Below are 16,023 nucleotides of genomic sequence, written 5' to 3'. Positions count from 1 at the left end.
CTCATTTTGCCCCCTGTGACGCAGACGACGACTTCCCGGCAGAGCCGTCGCGACTGCTTTGATCGGCATGTTTCACCGATGTGGAATACATCGGCATCAGCACGCGGAAGGTGGTCTTCCGCGGCTGAGATTCGCATTCGATGATGCCCCCGTGATCCCCGATGATCTTCGCGACCAGCGCGAGGCCCAGACCCGAGCCGGTCTGCTTGGTGGTGACGAAGGGATCGAACAGGTTTGGCAGAAGATCGTCAGGCACGCCTGGTCCGTTGTCCTTCACGCAGAATTCGAGCGGCAGGGATACACGGGATTTTTGACCGGGGACTGACAGCCGCACGCCTGGGCGAAACGCGGTGGTGAGCTGGATTTCACCGTCGGGAACGTCGATCAGCGCTTCGGCGGCGTTCTTCACCAGGTTGAGGAACACCTGGATGAGCTGGTCCTGGTTCGCCAGTACCGGCGGCAGCGAGGGATCGTAGTCCTCGACGAAGCGGATGTTGCGGGCAAAGCCGGACTGCGCCAGCCGTTTGACGTGATCGAGCACCGAATGGATGTTGACGGGGCCGCGCACCACGGGGCGCTCGTCGCCGAACACCTCCATGCGGTCGACCAGCGTCACGATGCGGTCGGCCTCATCGCAGATCAGCCGCGTCAGCATGCGGTCTTCCGAGGAGGCCTGCTGCTCCAGGAGCTGCGCCGCGCCGCGGATGCCGGAGAGCGGGTTCTTGATTTCATGCGCCAGCATCGCGGCGAGCGCGATCACCGAGCGCGCGGCGCTGCGATGGGTGAGCTGGCGGTCCATCTTGTCGGCGATGGAGCGCTCCTGGAGCATCACCACGATATGGCCGGGCCGTTCCGTGACGGGGGCAACATGCAGATCGACCTGGCGGTCTCCGCCCATGCGTGGCGTGCCCAGATCGACCTTGTATTCGTTGACCGGCGCGTTCGACGAACGCACCTGATCGATCAGCGCCAGCAAGGGGCTGCCGAACGGCACCAGCTCTTTCAGCGACTGCCGCTTCAAAAACTGCGTCGAGATATCGAAGAAGGCTTCGGTTGCGATGTTGGCGGCGACGATCTTGCCGTCCGGTCCGATCATGAGCACGGGATTGGGCAGTGCATCCAGGATGGCATCGCTGTCGGACGGAAACGGCCGACGATGTTCAGCGGCTGAGCTCATGCAGCGGCGCTCCATGCGAAGTCGTCGAAGGCATCTTGCAGTGACCGGTGGACGAGGCGCGGATCCTCCGAGGTGAGGATTTTCTGGCGCCAGGATTTCAGTTTCTCGGCCGGCGCGCGGCTCACATCGGCCGCGACGTCGAGCGCCCAGCCCAGATGTTTTCGCGCGTGCCGCAGACCGATGCGCAGGCCGTAGAGCGCGCAGACGCCCTCATAAAGCGTGCGGACGTAATGCAGCTGCGTCTCGAGCGACGGCGTGGCTTCCGCCGCCCCGCCCCTCAGGCGCCGGCCGATCTGGCCGGGCAGCCAGGGCTGGCCCTGCGCACCGCGGCCGATCATCACGGCATCGGCGCCGGAGGCCTCTAACGCCGCGAGCGCCTTCTCGAAAGTGGTGATGTCGCCATTGACGACGAGCGGAATGGAGATGGCCTCGCGTACGGCGCGGATCGCGTCCCAATCGGCCTCGCCCTTGTAGAACTGGCAGCGGGTGCGGCCGTGCACGGTGACGAGCTTGATGCCTGACGCCTGCGCGCGACGCGCCAGTTCCGGCGCATTGCGGGTGCGGTCGTCCCAGCCGAGCCGCATCTTCAGCGTCACCGGTACCTTCACCGCCGCGATCGTCGCTTCGATCAGGCTGACGGCGTGGTCGAGGTCGCGCATCAAGGCGGAACCGGACTGGCCGCCGGTGACGTGACGGGCCGGACAGCCCATGTTGATGTCGATAATGTCGGCGCCGTCGGCTTCGGCAATCCGGGCGCCCTCTGCCATCCAGTGCGTCTCGCAACCGGCGAGTTGGACCACGTGCGGACCGATCCCGGTGGCTTCGCAGCGCAACCGGGACATCCGATGGCCATTGGCGAGTTCGTCGCTGGCCGTCATTTCGGACACCACCAGACCGGCTCCCAACTCGGCGGCCAGCCGGCGGACGGGCGAGTCAGTCACCCCCGACATCGGCGCCAGGAAGACCGGGGTGGCGACATCAATATCGCCTATCTTCAATGGCTTAGAGCCTGATACTGCCGAGCCGGTCACAGGGGTCTCGTTGCGTTGGCAGCGCCTCATCGCGCCTGCCATGACCTATCTTGCGCACAATTCTTGTGCAGTCAAGCGTCATGCCTACAGTTTAGACAGTTCTGACAATCTTTCAAGTGCGGTGCAGCAAAATGCTGTTTCCCACAATCCGGGGAAACCCCCTTTTTTTGCGGGCCTGCCGTGCTAGAGGCATGCGGCAATCACCCCACCCCCGACTCTCTTCATCACCAAATGAGTATTTGAGTCCTATGGCGAAATCACAGCGCACCGCAGTCGTCCTCGTCGCGGCCGGACGCGGCCTGCGCGCAGGCGCCGGCGGCCCCAAACAATATCGCGAGATCGGCGGCGTGCCGGTGATCTATCGCGCCATGGAGGCCTTCAGCCGTCATGCGGACGTGTTCGCGGTTCAGCCGGTCGTGAACCCCGACGACGGCGCCATGTTCACGGCGGCGGTCGCAGGGCTCAGCCACGAGGCGCCGGTCAAGGGCGGCGCGACCCGGCAGGCCTCGGTGCTCGCGGGTCTCGAAGCGCTCGCCAGACACAAGCCCGACATCGTCCTGATCCACGACGCCGCGCGCCCCTTCGTTTCGGAAGGCGTGATCACCCGCGCGATCGATGCGGCCAGCCGCACCGGCGCCGCGATCCCCGCCGTTCCCGTCACCGACACCATCAAGGTCACCGGCGAGAACGGTAATGTCGAGGACACGCCGGATCGGGCGCGATTGCGGATCGCACAGACGCCGCAATCCTTTCGCTTCGACGTCATCCTCGAAGCCCATCGTCGCGCGGCCCAGGATGGACGCAGCGATTTCACCGACGATGCCGCGATTGCCGAATGGGCGGGATTGACGGTTGCAACCTTTGAAGGCGATGTTGCCAATATGAAGCTCACCACTCCCGAGGATTTCGTGCGCGAGGAAGCGCGGCTGGCCAGCCTGCTCGGCGACATCAGGACCGGCACGGGCTACGACGTCCACGCCTTCGGCGAGGGCGACCATCTCATGATCTGCGGCGTGCGCGTACCGCACACCAAGGGATTCCTGGCCCATTCTGACGGCGATGTCGGCCTGCATGCGCTGGTCGACGCCATCCTCGGCGCGCTCGCCGACGGCGATATCGGATCGCACTTCCCGCCCAGCGACGCGAAGTGGAAGGGCGCCTCCTCCGACCAGTTTTTGCAATACGCCATCGAGCGCGTCACCCAGCGCGGCGGCCGCATCGCCAATCTCGAGGTCACCATGATCTGCGAGCGGCCGAAGATCGGCCCCTTGCGCGACACCATGCGCGCGCGCATCGCCGAGATCTCCGGCGTCGACATCTCCCGGGTCGCGGTCAAGGCGACCACCAGTGAGCGGCTCGGCTTCACCGGCCGCGAGGAAGGCATCGCGGCCACCGCGAGCGCTACCGTCCGCCTGCCCTGGAGTGTCTAGGCCATGGCCGGCAGCGACGCACGCGCCCTCTCCCGCTCGCTGCTCGATCTGTGCCGGATGCGCAAGCTGACGATCGCGACCGCCGAATCCTGCACCGGCGGCCTGGTTGCCGGCGCGCTGACCGACATTCCCGGCTCCTCCGACGTGATCGATCGGGGCTTCGTCACCTATTCCAACGACGCCAAGCGCGCGATGCTCGGCGTCGAGGCCGGCACGCTTGCGAATTTCGGCGCCGTCAGCAGGGAGACCGCAACGGCCATGGCGGTCGGCGCGCTGGAGCGTGCCGGCGTCGATCTTGCAGTCGCTATCACCGGCATTGCCGGCCCCGGCGGCGCCACGCCCGGCAAGCCGGTTGGCCTCGTGCATTTCGCCGCCGCCGCGCGCGATGGACGCATCGTTCACCGCGAGCATCGTTTTGGTGCTATCGGCCGCACCGCCGTGCGCCAGCGCTCGGTGGTCGAGGCGCTGCGCATGCTGATGGATCTCGCCCGCGGTCCAGCCCAGACCAAGCCTCGTCGTGAAGCCGCGGTAACCCGCCTTCGCCCCCGCGTGACACGCTCGCCGCGCCGACATGTGGCGAAGCGCAGGCCGCCGCGGTCGCCGCGCGGCTGAGCCAGGCAACCACCACCGTCAGTCGGCCGAAATGAAGCGGAGCGTGCCGGCCCGCCGCGTCGGCTGGCCGGTGTCGTTGGTGTGGTTGATGCCGTCCATGACCGGCACCTCAGTGAAATCGAACGGGCTTACCCCATCCAGGCAGGCGACGTTGACGGCATAGAGAGATTGGTCGGATCGTCGCTGATGGTGCGTGTAGATTCCGCAACGGGAACAGAAGAAGTGCTGCGCTGATCCGGTATGGAAGCGGTAGCTTGTGAGCGCATCCTCGCCCTGGAGGAACTTGATCCCGCCCATTGCCGCCATGACGACGACGGCGCCGCGCATGCGGCAGTAGGAGCAGGTGCAGCGGCGGATAGAATTGAAGCCGTCGCTGAGCGTCGCCTCGAAACGCACCGTGCCGCAATGGCACTGGCCGGCCCGAACGTTCGTGTCGCCCATCATGTTGCCGTCTCCCGTTGCTGTCGCTTGTACGTTATCCCAGATCGGGAAACCAAGCCCGTCACGCGGCCGAGCAGCATTCCACGCGAACGGTCCCGCAGCCCGGATGGCGCGAAGCGCATCCGGGCCACAAGACCTTGCGTTCCCCGACGGGCAAAACACACAAACAACGGGTCGCTCGGGCAAAGATATTCCACTTTACCGAAATTCGGCTTTGGCGTATTCATCCCGCACCTCATCCCTGTCAGAGGGGCGTATCGCGATCGTCACGAAACGTGGGATGAGCTGCGGTGGACGCTAGTCACATCGGCGCGAAGGGTTCGCCGGGCGGGAAACCGTGAGCGAAGGCATCGCGCACACGACCGATGCTATTAGCGTACGGCAAGACCGTGTCGTCCTGACGCCCGGGGTCTGTGCGTCAAGTCTTGTGGTGATGTGGCGGCCCGACCGGGCATTTGCATCAGCCATCCGCAAGGCGACGGGGGCAATAGTGCATCGCTCCCCGGGGAGAGCTCGGCATAAGCCGTCAAACCACTGCGCAGGGAAGGCCGTGTGTTGGGCTTCACCTGTATGCCGCTGTGCAGCCTCTTGTAGCGCAACCTTCGCACAGTGGACCGTGGGTGCCAGCCGGCACCCGGCCTTCCCTGCGCCCTCTGACAGAGGGCGTACGCACACGCCGACTCGGGCAGGAACTGTCGCGAGGTCGCCGCGTTATGTCCAGTTTTCAAAAAGCACGCAAACTTTGTCGAATCCGATCGGGATCGCAGATATCGACCGCGGCCAAACGTCATGGCTTCTGTCTGAACTTGGCGTGGGAAAATTATTGGCGCAATAATGATCCGCTACGTTGCGGCCGGGAATCAACCCGGTCCTGTTTTCTGGAGGGCGACGGCGTGTTCGCTCGCTTCACTGCTCCGGCAATCGCCATTGCCATCCTGAGCGCCTTTGATGGTGCGGCCGCACAAACCGCTAACCAGCCGCCGGATACGATGGCGGCGCGGGTGGAGGCCTGCACGCCCTGTCATGGCAACAAGGGCGAAGGCACCCGCGATGTCTACTTCCCGCGTCTCGCAGGCAAGCCGGCCGGTTATCTCTACAACCAGCTCCTCGCTTTCCGTAGCGGCCGGCGCAAATACCCACCGATGAACTATCTGCTGGAATTCCTGCCCGATCCCTACCTGGAGGCGATGGCGGAATATTTTGCCAGCGAGCACCCGCCGCTGCCACCGCCGGCGCCGAGCGAAGTCAGCAAGGACGTCCTCGCGCACGGTGAGCTGCTCGCCACCAGCGGCGATGCCGGCCGCAACATTCCGGCTTGCGTGAGCTGTCATGGCCCTGGACTGACGGGTATGCAGCCCGGCATCCCCGGCCTGCTCGGCTTGCGCGCCAATTACATCAGCGCCCAGCTCGGCGGCTGGCGTTATGGCACTCGCACCGCGAAATCCCCTGATTGCATGCAGCTCGTCGCCGGTCACTTGACCGAGACGGACGTCACCGCCATCGCAGCCTGGCTTGCGACGCGGCCTGCCCCCGCGAACCCAGCCCCCGTGCCGAAAGGCACCTATGCGCTGCCATTCAGCTGCGGTAGCCAGCCCAACTGACGAGGCGGATGATGGGCTTCAAATTGTCGATCAAGCTCCTGTCCATCAAGTTGCTCACCATCGCCGCGTTCACCACGGCAGCAGCCGCGCAGGACAAAGACAAGACCGGCGACATCATCGCGCGCGGGGAATATCTGGCCCGTGCCGGCGACTGCACTGCCTGCCACACCGCGCCGGAGGGACGTCTGTTTGCCGGCGGCCGTGCCATGCCGACACCGTTCGGCACGCTGTACACCTCCAACATCACGCCCGATCCGGAGACAGGCATCGGCAAGTGGAGAGCCGACGACTTCTACAAGACCATGCACAGCGGCCGCTTTCCCGACGGCGGGCTGATCTACCCGGCGATGCCGTTTGCGTCCTACACCAAGGTCACGCGCGCCGACAGCGACGCCATCTTCGCCTATCTGCGCTCGATTGCGCCGGTGAACCAGAAGAACAAGCCGCACGAATTGCGTTTCCCTTACGACAACCGCCAGCTCATCCTCGGCTGGCGCACGCTGTTCTTCAGCGAGGGCGAGTTCAAGCCGGATCCGAAAAAATCGGCGGAATGGAATCGCGGCGCCTATCTGGTCGAGGGCCTCGGCCATTGTGGCATGTGCCATTCGCCGATCAACGCGCTCGGCGGCACCTCGCAATCGGACGCGTTCAAAGGCGGCCTGATCCCGATGCAGAACTGGTACGCGCCCTCGCTGACGTCGAACCGTGAGGCCGGGCTCGGTGACTGGAGCATCAAAGACATCACGGATCTGCTCCAGACCGGCGTTTCCATGCGCGGCGTGGTTTACGGCCCGATGGCCGAGGTCGTGCACAACAGTCTGCAATATCTCGATGACGCGGACACCAGGGCGATGGCGGTCTACCTCAAGGGCATCGCGGAGCCCTCGCCTCCGCCGGCCGCGAGCTCGGCGCTGCCGACCAGCGAGAGCAGCCTTCTGATCAGCCTCGGCAAGACCGTCTACGACAAGAACTGCGCGAGCTGTCATGGCACCCAGGGCGAGGGCAAGCCGCCGCACTGGCCGCCGCTCGCCAACAACCAGTCCATCGAGATGCAGTCGGCGGTCAACCCGATCCGCATGGTGCTCAATGGCGGCTATCCGCCGGGCACCAAGGGCAATCCGATGCCCTACGGCATGCCGCCCTTCGCCGGCCTCCTCTCCGACAACGAGGTCGCCGCCGTCGTCTCCTACATCCGCACCGCCTGGGGCAATCGCGGCACGCCGGTCTCGGCGCGCGAGGCCAACGAGCTGCGCTCGGCACCGCTGAACTGAGGGCCCCATGTTCAATTCCGACCCGCCAACCAGCCCAGCCGTCGCCGACCAGGCCATCGAGGAAGTCGTGGCGCAGGGCCCATCCGGCGCGATAGTGGTCGCCGGCATCGCCACGGCCTGCGTGGTCGCGATGTGGTTCGCCTTCTATCTGTTCGTGTTCCTGCCGCGCGGCTCGCTGCAATGAGCGTCGAGGGAGCCCACAGCAACGGTAGCGCCAGCGCCGAGGTCGCAGCCCGCGTCGAGCGGCGCTGGGCCACCATCGCCGTGATCATCGTCGTGATGATGGCGCTGCTGGCGGCATTCGCCGGTATCCATCGCGCGACCATGCCGCAGCCGCGCGTCGAAACCACCGATCCCTCGCGGCTGCATCTGAGCGGTGAATTCGTCGAAAGCAATCTCGGCAGCGTGCTGGAGGCCAACGGCAATGTCACCGTGCGCGCGATTGGCCAGCAATATTCCTTCACGCCGGCCTGCATCGTGGTGCCCGTCGACACGCCGATCACGCTGCGCGCCACCAGCGCCGATGTCGTCCACGGCATCCTGATCCAGGGCACCAACGTCAACACCATGCTGGTGCCGGGCTACATCTCCGAGCAGCTCATGCGCTTTACGAAGAGCGGCGACTATCTGATGCCCTGCCAGGAGTTTTGCTCCTTCGGCCACGAGGGCATGTGGGGCAAGGTCAAAGTGATCGACAAGACGGACTTCGCGAACCGCGCGAAGGGTGGCGGGAGGCTGAGCTGTGTTGGTCAATAGAAAGCTCATCCTCGCCCATTTCTGGCTGGCCTTCGCCGTGTTCGGCATCGCGCTCACGCTCGGCGCCTGGCAGATGTTCATCCGCAGCCCGATCGGCACTTGGCTGTCCAATCCCGAACTCTATTACCGCTCGCTGACCGCGCACGGCACGGTGATGGGCTATGTCTTCCCGACGCTGGTCGCGATGGGCTTTGGCTATGCCATTAGCGAGTCCGCGCTGGAGCAGCGGCTGGTCGGTGTGCGCTGGGCTTGGGCGGGATTCTGGCTGATTGTGGTCGGCGCGATCATGGCGATGGTCCCGGTCGGGCTCGGCCGCGCTTCGGTGCTCTACACGTTCTACCCGCCGCTGATCGGCAACGTGTTCTACTATCTTGGCGTCGTGCTGGTCGTGGTCGGCTCCTGGATCTGGGTCGCGCTGATGTCGATCAATCTGCGCGTCTGGCGCAAGGCCCATCCCGGCGCGCCGGTGCCGCTGGCGATGTTCGCCAATGTCGCGGGCTCGTATCTGTGGGCCTGGACTGCGGTCGGTGCCGCGCTCGAGCTGCTGCTGCAGATCATTCCGGTCGCGGCGGGGCTGAAGGCCACCATCGACGCCGGCCTTGCGCGCGTGTTCTTCTCCTGGACGCTGCACGCCATCGTCTATTTCTGGCTGATGCCGACCTACATCGCCTATTACACCATCGTGCCGCGTGCGATCGGCGGCCGCGTCTATTCCGACAGCATGGCGCGGATTTCCTTCATCCTGTTCCTGGTGGTGGCGATGCCGATCGGCATGCACCACACCTTCGCGGATCCGCAGGTCGGCGCCGGCTTCAAGTTCATCCATTCGGCTTTCACGGCGCTGGTCGCGCTGCCGACGCTGCTGACCGTGTTCACGATCTGCGCCTCCGTCGAGATCGCGGCGCGCCTGCGCGGCGGCCGCGGCATGTTCGGCTGGATCAGGGCCCTGCCCTGGGACAATCCGATGATGCTGGCCCTCGCCTTTTCATTCGTCATGCTCGGCTTCGGTGGCGCCGGCGGCCTCATCAACATGAGCTATCAGCTCGATGCGTCGATCCACAACACGCAGTGGATCACCGGCCATTTCCACCTGATCTTCGGCGGCGCCATCGTGATCATGTATTTTGCGATCGCCTATGATCTGTGGCCGCATCTGACCGGGCGCGAGCTGATCGACGTCCGCCTGATCCGCAGCCAGCTCTGGCTGTGGTTCATCGGCATGATCGTCACGACCTTTCCCTGGCACTGGGTCGGCATTCTCGGCATGCCGCGCCGCATGGCCTATTTCGACTTCGGAGACCCCGCGATCGCGCCGCAGGCCCTCTCGGTCACCCTCTCGGCCATTGGCGGCTTCATCCTGCTGGTGTCGGGCATCATGTTCATCGTTATCCTTGCTCGCGGCATGCGCGCGCCGCAGGTCGACGCCGGCCCCTATCGCTACGCGCTGGCGGTGCACCAGCCCACAACGGTCCCCGTCGCGCTCAACACTCATGCGCTGTGGGTGGCGCTGATGATCGCGCTCACCCTCACCAATTACGGCTATCCGATCCTGAATCTGGCGCTGACCGAGGGCACCTCTGTGCCAGCCGTTTATGTGGGAGCGCAGTGATGAGCACGCGCGACCTCTTCACCTTCACCAATCGTCATTTCAAGGCGAGTGTGATCATCACCGCCGCGATCCTGATCGTCACGGCGATTGCGGGCTTCCTCGTGCTGCCCTTCGCACAGCCCTGGGTTCAGTTCGCCGACGTCTGGGACGCGATCTGCAGCGCTGCCGGTGTGCCGCAACGCGCAGCGAGCGTGACTACGCCGGAGCAGACCAGGCGCCTCTCGGGGGTCGTGCTGACGTCGAACACGCTGGCACGCCCGAACCAGGAGGCGATCGGACGCGGCGCCACGCTGGCGCAGCGTTGCGCGATCTGTCATGGCCCGACCGGTGTCAGCCGCGCGGACTCGCCCAATCTCGCCGGCCAGTACGCGGCCGTGATCTACAAGGAGCTGCATGATTTCCGCACCGGCGCGCGCGCCAACGCCGTGATGTCGCCGTTCGCCGTGAATTTGACGGACCAGGAGATCGCAGATCTCTCGAACTATTACGCTTACCTGCCGCGGCTGCCGGCCTATCACCCGACGCCGCAACTGCCGAAGCCAAGCATCGTGATCTATGGCGCACCGATGCGCGGCATCGCGCCCTGCGGCGCCTGCCACGGTAGCCTCGACAACAAGACCGGCAGCCCGTGGCTCGAAGGCCAGTCCGAGGCCTACATGAAGGCGCAGCTGCAGGCCTTTGCCTCCGGCGAGCGCCGCAATGACATCAGCCAGCAGATGCGTAACATCGCGCGTGCGATGACCCCGCAGGAAATCGAGCAGGCCGCAGCGTATTATGCTTCGCAGCCGCCGGATGTGGTGAAGGCGGTGGATTGAAATCTTGGCACGCCTGCCTTCCCCATCGTCATTGCGAGCGCAGCGAAGCAATCCAAAGTCTCTCTGCGGAGGGATTCTGGATTGCTTCGTCGCAAGGGCTCTTCGCAACGATGCCGGAGGGAGCGTGCCCGTCCGCAACCACTACGACGACGCCAGCTTCCGCCGTCCGTAGATCGCATCCGCCCGTTTCTCGAACGCGATGGAAAATCGCGCGAACGCGGCGTCGAACATCGAGCCCATCAGCAGCGCCAGCATGCGGCTCTTGAACTCGTAGGCGAGGAAGAAACCGACGTCGCAGACGCTCTCGCCTTTGGGTTCGAACGTCCAGCGGTTTTCCAGATTGCTGAAGGGACCTTGCAGATATTCGACCAGGATCTTCAAATTGGCGCGGTCGAGCGTCACGCGGCTGGTAAAGGATTCCCTGACCAGCTTGAACGACACCGTCATGTCCGCGACCAGCACCTCGGTGCCGTCGGGTTTCGCCATGCGCTGACGGACCTTCAGCGCGCTGCACAGCGGCACGAATTCCGGGTAGCGCTCGACGTCGGCCACCAGATCAAACATCTCGGACGCGCTGTGATCGACACGGCGCTTGCTCGAAAAATTGGGCATGGCGATTCAGCGGGCGTTTGCTGCCCGCGCGGCCTTCACTTTCGCAAAATCCTCGCCGGCATGATGCGACGAACGGGTGAGCGGGCTCGCCGACACCATCAGGAAGCCCTTGGTGTAGGCGACCTTCTCGTAGGACGAAAACTCGTCCGGCGGCACGTAACGCATCACGGCGTGATGCTTGCGGGTCGGCTGGAGATATTGCCCGATGGTCAGGAAATCGACGTCGGCGGAACGCAGATCGTCCATCACCTGCTGCACCTCGTGGCGCTCTTCCCCGAGGCCGACCATGATGCCGGACTTGGTGAAGATGGTGGGATCGAGCTCCTTGACCCGCTGCAGCAGCCGGATCGAATGGAAATAGCGCGCGCCCGGCCGCACCGTGAGATAGCACGACGGCACGGTCTCGAGATTGTGGTTGAACACGTCGGGCTTCGCGGCGACGACGACCTCCAGCGCCCCCTCCTTGCGCAGGAAGTCGGGCGTCAGGATCTCGATCGTGGTCGAGGGGCACGCGGCGCGGATCGCGCGGATGGTCTGGGCGAAATGCTCGGCGCCGCCGTCAGTGAGATCGTCGCGGTCGACGGAGGTGATGACGACATGGGCAAGCCCGAGCTTGGCTACGGCCTCGCCGACGTTGTGCGGCTCGGCCGCGTCGAGCGCGTTCGGCATGCCGGTCTTGACGTTGCAGAAAGCACAGGCGCGGGTGCAGGTGTCGCCCATGATCATGAAGGTCGCGTGCTTCTTGTCCCAGCACTCGCCGATATTCGGGCAGCCCGCCTCCTCGCACACCGTGTGCAGGCCGTTGGCGCGCACGATGTTGCGGGTGTCGGCATAGCCGCGGGTGTTGGGGGCGCGTACGCGGATCCAGTCCGGCTTCGGCGGCGAAGCGGAATCGGGCCGATTCACCTTTTCGGGGTGACGTGGGCGCAGCGGGTTCGAGATGGTATCGACAATAACGACCATGGGGTGTCCGGTCTGACCAAGTCCTACCTAGTCGGTCTGGCCGGGCATCGCAACCCGGCTCGCCCCGCTTCAGGGAACATGGCAGATATGGGCAATATCCTGCTCTGTTCTCTGGCGATTCTCACCTCGAATGGCTCCAGTCTCGAAACCTTCCACACCCCGGCTCGGCAAAGCCCTGAAGCGTGCCTTTTTCGCGCGCAGCGTCCACGAAGTCGCGCCCGACTTGATCGGCGCGACCATGCTTGTCGACGGCGTCGGCGGGATCATCGTCGAGGTCGAGGCCTATCATCATACCGAGCCGGCGGCGCACTCCTACAATGGCTCCACGCCGCGGAACCAGGTGATGTTCGGCCCGCCCGGCTTTGCCTATGTTTACCGCTCCTACGGCATCCATTGGTGCGTGAACTTCGTCTGCGAGGAAGAAGGCTCGGCGAGCGCCGTGCTGATCCGCGCGCTGGAGCCGACCCACGGAATCGCCGCGATGCGTCGGCGGCGCCATCTCCAGGATTTGCACGCGTTGTGCTCGGGCCCGGGCAAGCTGACCGAAGCGCTCGGCATCACCATCGCGCACAATGCCTTGCCGCTGGACCGCCCGCCGATCGCGCTGCATGCGCGGACGGAGGATCTGGAGGTCGTGGCCGGAATCCGGATCGGCATCACCAAGGCCGTCGAGCTGCCCTGGCGCTATGGCGTCAGGGGCTCGAAATTCCTCAGCAAGCCGTTTCCGAAATAAGCCTACGAGGCCTGCTTCAGCCGCTCCAGCGCCTCGAGGAGCTTGGCCTTGCGGGCGAGCGCAGCCTCACGCTTTTCGCGCTCCTCCTCGACGACCTCCTCGGCCGCGTTGGCGACGAATTTCTCGTTCGCCAGCTTGGACTCCGCGCGCTTGATGTCGGAATCGGCCTTCCCGATCTCCTTGTCGAGACGCGTGCGCTCGGCGGCGACGTCGATCACGCCCTTCAGCGGCAGCGCAGCCACCTCGCCGCGCACCAGGAGCTGGACCGCGCCGTCGGGCGCACGGTCGGCGAAGGAGATGTCCGACAGCCGCGCCATGCGCTTGATGACGTCGCTCCAGCGCGGCGCGCGCTCCTTCGTCTCGGACGAGGCGCCTGCGACCACCAGCGCCGTCAGGGTCGCCGGCGGAATGTTCATCTCGGCGCGCACCGAACGGATCTGCGTGACGAGGTCGATCACCCAGCCGATCTCGGCCTCGGCCGCGGGATCGGTGAAGTCGGCATGGTCGAAGATCGGCAGCACCCAAACCGGTGAGACGAGCGCGTCGGTCGGCCCCGTCGTCGCTGCGAGCATCGCAAGCTGCTCCGGCGTCGGCCCGGCCGGCTTCAGCGGCCACGGTGCCAGCGCGAGCAGACCGTCGCGCTTGGCCGTCACCTCCCACAGCTCCTCGGTGATGAAGGGCATGAAGGGGTGCAGCAGTTTCAGGATCTCGTCGCGCGCCCATGCCACCATGGCGCGGGTTTCCGCCTTGGCAGGGCTGTCGGGACCGAGCAGCACGGGTTTTGCGAGCTCGAGATACCAGTCGCAATAGACGTTCCAGACGAAGCGGTAGATGCTGCCGGCGGCGTCGTTGAAGCGGTAGGCCTCGATCGCCTCGGTCACCTCACGCGTGGTGTGTGCGCTCTCATGCGCGATCCAGCGGTTCAGCGTCTCCTTGACCTTCGCCGGCTCGAAGCCCTCGGGCACGGCGCAGTGGTTCATCTCTGCAAAGCGCGACGCATTCCAGAGCTTGGTCGCGAAATTGCGGTAGCCCTCGACACGGCTGGTGGCAAGCTTGATGTCGCGGCCCTGCGCGGCCATCGCAGCCAGCGTGAAGCGCAGCGCATCGGCGCCATATTGGTCGATCAGGCTGAGCGGATCGATGACGTTGCCCTTCGACTTCGACATCTTGGCGCCCTTCTCGTCGCGGACGAGGGCGTGGATGTAGATCGTCGAGAACGGCACCTCCTTCATGAAGTGAAGGCCCATCATCATCATGCGGGCGACCCAGAAGAAGATGATGTCGAATCCGGTCACCAGCGCATTGGTCGGGTAGTAGCGCTGCACTTCCGGCGCGTCCGCGGGCCAGCCGAGGGTCGAGAACGGCCACAGCGCCGAGGAGAACCAGGTGTCGAGCACGTCCTCGTCGCGCGTGATGAAGCCGTCACGCTTGTTGCGGTCGAGCGCCATCTCGCGGCCCTGCTCGACCGTGATGACCTCCTGCTCGACGTAATAGCCGAGGGCGTGGCTGACGGCCTCCTCCTCGGTCTCGGCGACGAACACCTTGCCGTCGGGACCGTACCAGGCTGGAATCTGGTGGCCCCACCAGAGCTGGCGCGAGATGCACCAGGGCTGGATGTTCTCCATCCACTCGAAATAGGTTTTTTCCCAATTCTTCGGCACGAAGGTGGTTTCGCCCGAACGCACGGCGGCCATCGCCGGCTTCGCCAGCGTCTTGGCGTCGACATACCATTGGTCGGTAAGATAGGGCTCGATCACCGTGCCGGAGCGGTCGCCATGCGGCACCATGTGGGTATGGGGCTCGATCCGCTCGACGAAGCCGAACGATTCCAGCCGCTCGACGATGCGCTTGCGCGCTGCAAAGCGATCGAGCTTGTTGAACTCCTCGGCGAACTGCGCGGCACCTGCCGGCAGGTCGCGCAGATAATCTTCGTTGTCGAGGAGATCGAGGCAACCCTCCTTGTCGATGACGCTGATCCGGGCGAGGCCATGGCGATTGCCGACCTCGAAGTCGTTGAAGTCGTGCGCCGGTGTCACCTTGACCGCGCCCGAGCCCTTCTCCGGATCGGAATAATCGTCGGCGACGATCCGGATCTTGCGGCCGACCAGCGGCAGAATCACGTTCTTGCCGACCAGCTTCTGATAGCGCTCGTCATCGGGATGCACGGCGACGCCGGTATCGCCGAGCATGGTCTCCGGGCGCGTGGTGGCAACGACGATGAAGCTCGAGGGATCCTCGGGGCTGAAAGTCTTGCCCTCGATCGGATAGCGCAGGTACCAGAGGCTGCCCTTGACCTCGGCCTGCTGCACTTCGAGATCGGAGATCGCGGTGAGCAACTTGGTGTCCCAGTTCACCAGCCGCTTGTCCTTGTAGATCAGGCCGTCGCGGTGCAGCTCGACGAAGACCTTGACCACGGCCTTGGACAGGCCCTCGTCCATGGTGAAGCGTTCGCGCGACCAGTCGCAGGAGGCGCCGAGCCGCTTGAGCTGGTTGATGATGGTGTCGCCGCTCTCGGCCTTCCACTGCCAGACCCGTTCCAGAAACTTCTCGCGGCCCATCTCGCGACGGCTGGGCTGCTGGCGCTCCATCAGCTGCCGCTCCACCACCATCTGGGTGGCGATGCCGGCATGGTCGGTGCCGGGCTGCCACAGCACGTCGCGGCCGCGCATGCGCTCGAACCGGCACAGGATGTCCTGGAGCGTGTTGTTGAGGGCGTGGCCCATGTGGAGCGAGCCCGTCACGTTCGGCGGCGGGATCACGATGGTAAAGGGCACTGCGTCGCGACGGTCCGGGCGGCCGGCCTTGAAGGCAAGGCTGTCCTCCCACACGACGGACATGCGGGCTTCTATATCGGCGGGTTGGTAATTTTTCTCGATCATGGCGCTGTTAGAAAGCCGCGCACGGGGTCCAAGTCAACGGACAAGTCAACGGAAAGCCAGGCGGCAACAGGGCTTTCCGGTCCGGTCAGGGGA

At 65.0% G+C, this 16,023-nt stretch carries 15 protein-coding genes; 9 read left to right on the top strand and 6 right to left on the bottom strand.

Annotated features, from left to right (window positions below):
* Position 1: 1 nt before the first annotated feature.
* Positions 2-1,177 (bottom strand): nitrogen regulation protein NR(II), encoded by a 1,176-nt coding sequence (locus IVB45_RS18415; protein ID WP_027566920.1) that lies wholly within the window; start codon positions 1,175-1,177, stop codon positions 2-4.
* Positions 1,174-2,175, bottom strand: a complete 1,002-nt coding sequence (dusB, locus tag IVB45_RS18410) for a tRNA dihydrouridine synthase DusB (RefSeq protein WP_247359282.1) — start codon at positions 2,173-2,175, stop codon at positions 1,174-1,176. Before dusB ends, IVB45_RS18415 begins: the two co-directional genes overlap by 4 nt.
* A 281-nt stretch (positions 2,176-2,456) precedes the next feature.
* Here dusB and IVB45_RS18405 point away from each other — a divergent pair, with 281 nt between their 5' ends.
* Both IVB45_RS18405 and IVB45_RS18400 read left to right on the top strand, forming a co-directional pair.
* Positions 2,457-3,638, top strand: coding sequence for a bifunctional 2-C-methyl-D-erythritol 4-phosphate cytidylyltransferase/2-C-methyl-D-erythritol 2,4-cyclodiphosphate synthase (locus IVB45_RS18405; RefSeq protein WP_247359280.1), 1,182 nt, complete (start codon positions 2,457-2,459; stop codon positions 3,636-3,638).
* 3 nt (positions 3,639-3,641) lie between these two features.
* Positions 3,642-4,250 carry a CinA family protein gene (locus tag IVB45_RS18400; protein ID WP_027566917.1) on the top strand — a complete coding sequence of 203 codons (609 nt, stop codon included), beginning with the start codon at positions 3,642-3,644 and terminating at the stop codon, positions 4,248-4,250.
* 18 nt (positions 4,251-4,268) lie between these two features.
* On the opposite strand, the gene IVB45_RS18395 is transcribed toward IVB45_RS18400, so the two are convergent.
* Positions 4,269-4,694, bottom strand: coding sequence for a GFA family protein (locus IVB45_RS18395; protein ID WP_027566916.1), 426 nt, complete (start codon positions 4,692-4,694; stop codon positions 4,269-4,271).
* An 890-nt stretch (positions 4,695-5,584) separates the two neighbouring features.
* Here IVB45_RS18395 and IVB45_RS18390 point away from each other — a divergent pair.
* The 6 genes from IVB45_RS18390 to IVB45_RS18365 are packed head-to-tail and all read left to right on the top strand — an operon-like array spanning position 5,585 to position 10,743.
* The gene (locus IVB45_RS18390) at positions 5,585-6,292 is read left to right on the top strand and encodes a c-type cytochrome (RefSeq protein WP_247359446.1); all 708 of its coding nucleotides are present in this window, start codon (positions 5,585-5,587) and stop codon (positions 6,290-6,292) included.
* Positions 6,293-6,300: 8 nt separating this feature from the next.
* A complete protein-coding gene (locus IVB45_RS18385) occupies positions 6,301-7,563 on the top strand; it encodes a cytochrome c (RefSeq protein WP_247359278.1) in 1,263 nt (420 codons plus the stop codon).
* Between the two features lie 7 nt (positions 7,564-7,570).
* Positions 7,571-7,747 carry a hypothetical protein gene (locus IVB45_RS18380; protein WP_027566913.1) on the top strand — a complete coding sequence of 59 codons (177 nt, stop codon included), beginning with the start codon at positions 7,571-7,573 and terminating at the stop codon, positions 7,745-7,747.
* Positions 7,744-8,319, top strand: a complete 576-nt coding sequence (locus tag IVB45_RS18375; RefSeq protein WP_247286087.1) for a cytochrome C oxidase subunit II — start codon at positions 7,744-7,746, stop codon at positions 8,317-8,319. The genes IVB45_RS18380 and IVB45_RS18375 overlap by 4 nt, the downstream gene beginning before the upstream one ends.
* Positions 8,306-9,928: a b(o/a)3-type cytochrome-c oxidase subunit 1 gene (locus tag IVB45_RS18370; RefSeq protein ID WP_247359277.1), complete on the top strand. Its 1,623-nt coding sequence runs from the start codon at positions 8,306-8,308 to the stop codon at positions 9,926-9,928. The genes IVB45_RS18375 and IVB45_RS18370 overlap by 14 nt, the downstream gene beginning before the upstream one ends.
* Positions 9,928-10,743: a c-type cytochrome gene (locus IVB45_RS18365; protein WP_027566910.1), complete on the top strand. Its 816-nt coding sequence runs from the start codon at positions 9,928-9,930 to the stop codon at positions 10,741-10,743. Before IVB45_RS18370 ends, IVB45_RS18365 begins: the two co-directional genes overlap by 1 nt.
* Before the next feature lie 141 nt (positions 10,744-10,884).
* Here IVB45_RS18365 and IVB45_RS18360 read toward each other — a convergent pair whose 3' ends face one another.
* Together IVB45_RS18360 and lipA are read right to left on the bottom strand one after the other, a co-directional pair.
* The gene (locus IVB45_RS18360) at positions 10,885-11,355 is read right to left on the bottom strand and encodes a type II toxin-antitoxin system RatA family toxin (protein WP_007591145.1); all 471 of its coding nucleotides are present in this window, start codon (positions 11,353-11,355) and stop codon (positions 10,885-10,887) included.
* 6 nt (positions 11,356-11,361) lie between these two features.
* Complete coding sequence (gene lipA, locus IVB45_RS18355; RefSeq protein WP_247359275.1) at positions 11,362-12,318, bottom strand: lipoyl synthase; 957 nt, start codon at positions 12,316-12,318, stop codon at positions 11,362-11,364.
* A gap of 130 nt (positions 12,319-12,448) precedes the next feature.
* On the opposite strand from lipA, the gene IVB45_RS18350 reads away from it, so the two are divergent.
* The gene (locus tag IVB45_RS18350; protein ID WP_247359273.1) at positions 12,449-13,051 is read left to right on the top strand and encodes a DNA-3-methyladenine glycosylase; all 603 of its coding nucleotides are present in this window, start codon (positions 12,449-12,451) and stop codon (positions 13,049-13,051) included.
* Positions 13,052-13,053: 2 nt separating this feature from the next.
* Here IVB45_RS18350 and IVB45_RS18345 read toward each other — a convergent pair whose 3' ends face one another.
* A complete protein-coding gene (locus IVB45_RS18345) occupies positions 13,054-15,930 on the bottom strand; it encodes a valine--tRNA ligase (RefSeq protein ID WP_247359271.1) in 2,877 nt (958 codons plus the stop codon).
* Between the last annotated feature and the right edge of the window lie 93 nt (positions 15,931-16,023).

Source organism: Bradyrhizobium sp. 4 (assembly GCF_023100905.1).
GTDB lineage: Bacteria > Pseudomonadota > Alphaproteobacteria > Rhizobiales > Xanthobacteraceae > Bradyrhizobium.
Note: the sequence above shows the minus strand (reverse complement) of the source record. Positions and strands in the feature narration are given on the sequence as shown.

Bases quoted from the DNA above. Each gene is read 5' to 3' on its own strand.
- IVB45_RS18415 (WP_027566920.1), bottom strand. From the start codon at position 1,177: ATGAGCTCAGCCGCTGAACATCGTCGGCCGTTTCCGTCCGACAGCGAT.
- IVB45_RS18405 (WP_247359280.1), top strand. From the start codon at position 2,457: ATGGCGAAATCACAGCGCACCGCAGTCGTCCTCGTCGCGGCCGGACGC.
- IVB45_RS18400 (WP_027566917.1), top strand. From the start codon at position 3,642: ATGGCCGGCAGCGACGCACGCGCCCTCTCCCGCTCGCTGCTCGATCTG.
- IVB45_RS18395 (WP_027566916.1), bottom strand. From the start codon at position 4,694: ATGATGGGCGACACGAACGTTCGGGCCGGCCAGTGCCATTGCGGCACG.
- IVB45_RS18385 (WP_247359278.1), top strand. From the start codon at position 6,301: ATGATGGGCTTCAAATTGTCGATCAAGCTCCTGTCCATCAAGTTGCTC.
- IVB45_RS18380 (WP_027566913.1), top strand. From the start codon at position 7,571: ATGTTCAATTCCGACCCGCCAACCAGCCCAGCCGTCGCCGACCAGGCC.
- IVB45_RS18375 (WP_247286087.1), top strand. From the start codon at position 7,744: ATGAGCGTCGAGGGAGCCCACAGCAACGGTAGCGCCAGCGCCGAGGTC.
- IVB45_RS18365 (WP_027566910.1), top strand. From the start codon at position 9,928: ATGAGCACGCGCGACCTCTTCACCTTCACCAATCGTCATTTCAAGGCG.
- IVB45_RS18360 (WP_007591145.1), bottom strand. From the start codon at position 11,355: ATGCCCAATTTTTCGAGCAAGCGCCGTGTCGATCACAGCGCGTCCGAG.
- lipA (WP_247359275.1), bottom strand. From the start codon at position 12,318: ATGGTCGTTATTGTCGATACCATCTCGAACCCGCTGCGCCCACGTCAC.
- IVB45_RS18350 (WP_247359273.1), top strand. From the start codon at position 12,449: ATGGCTCCAGTCTCGAAACCTTCCACACCCCGGCTCGGCAAAGCCCTG.
- IVB45_RS18345 (WP_247359271.1), bottom strand. From the start codon at position 15,930: ATGATCGAGAAAAATTACCAACCCGCCGATATAGAAGCCCGCATGTCC.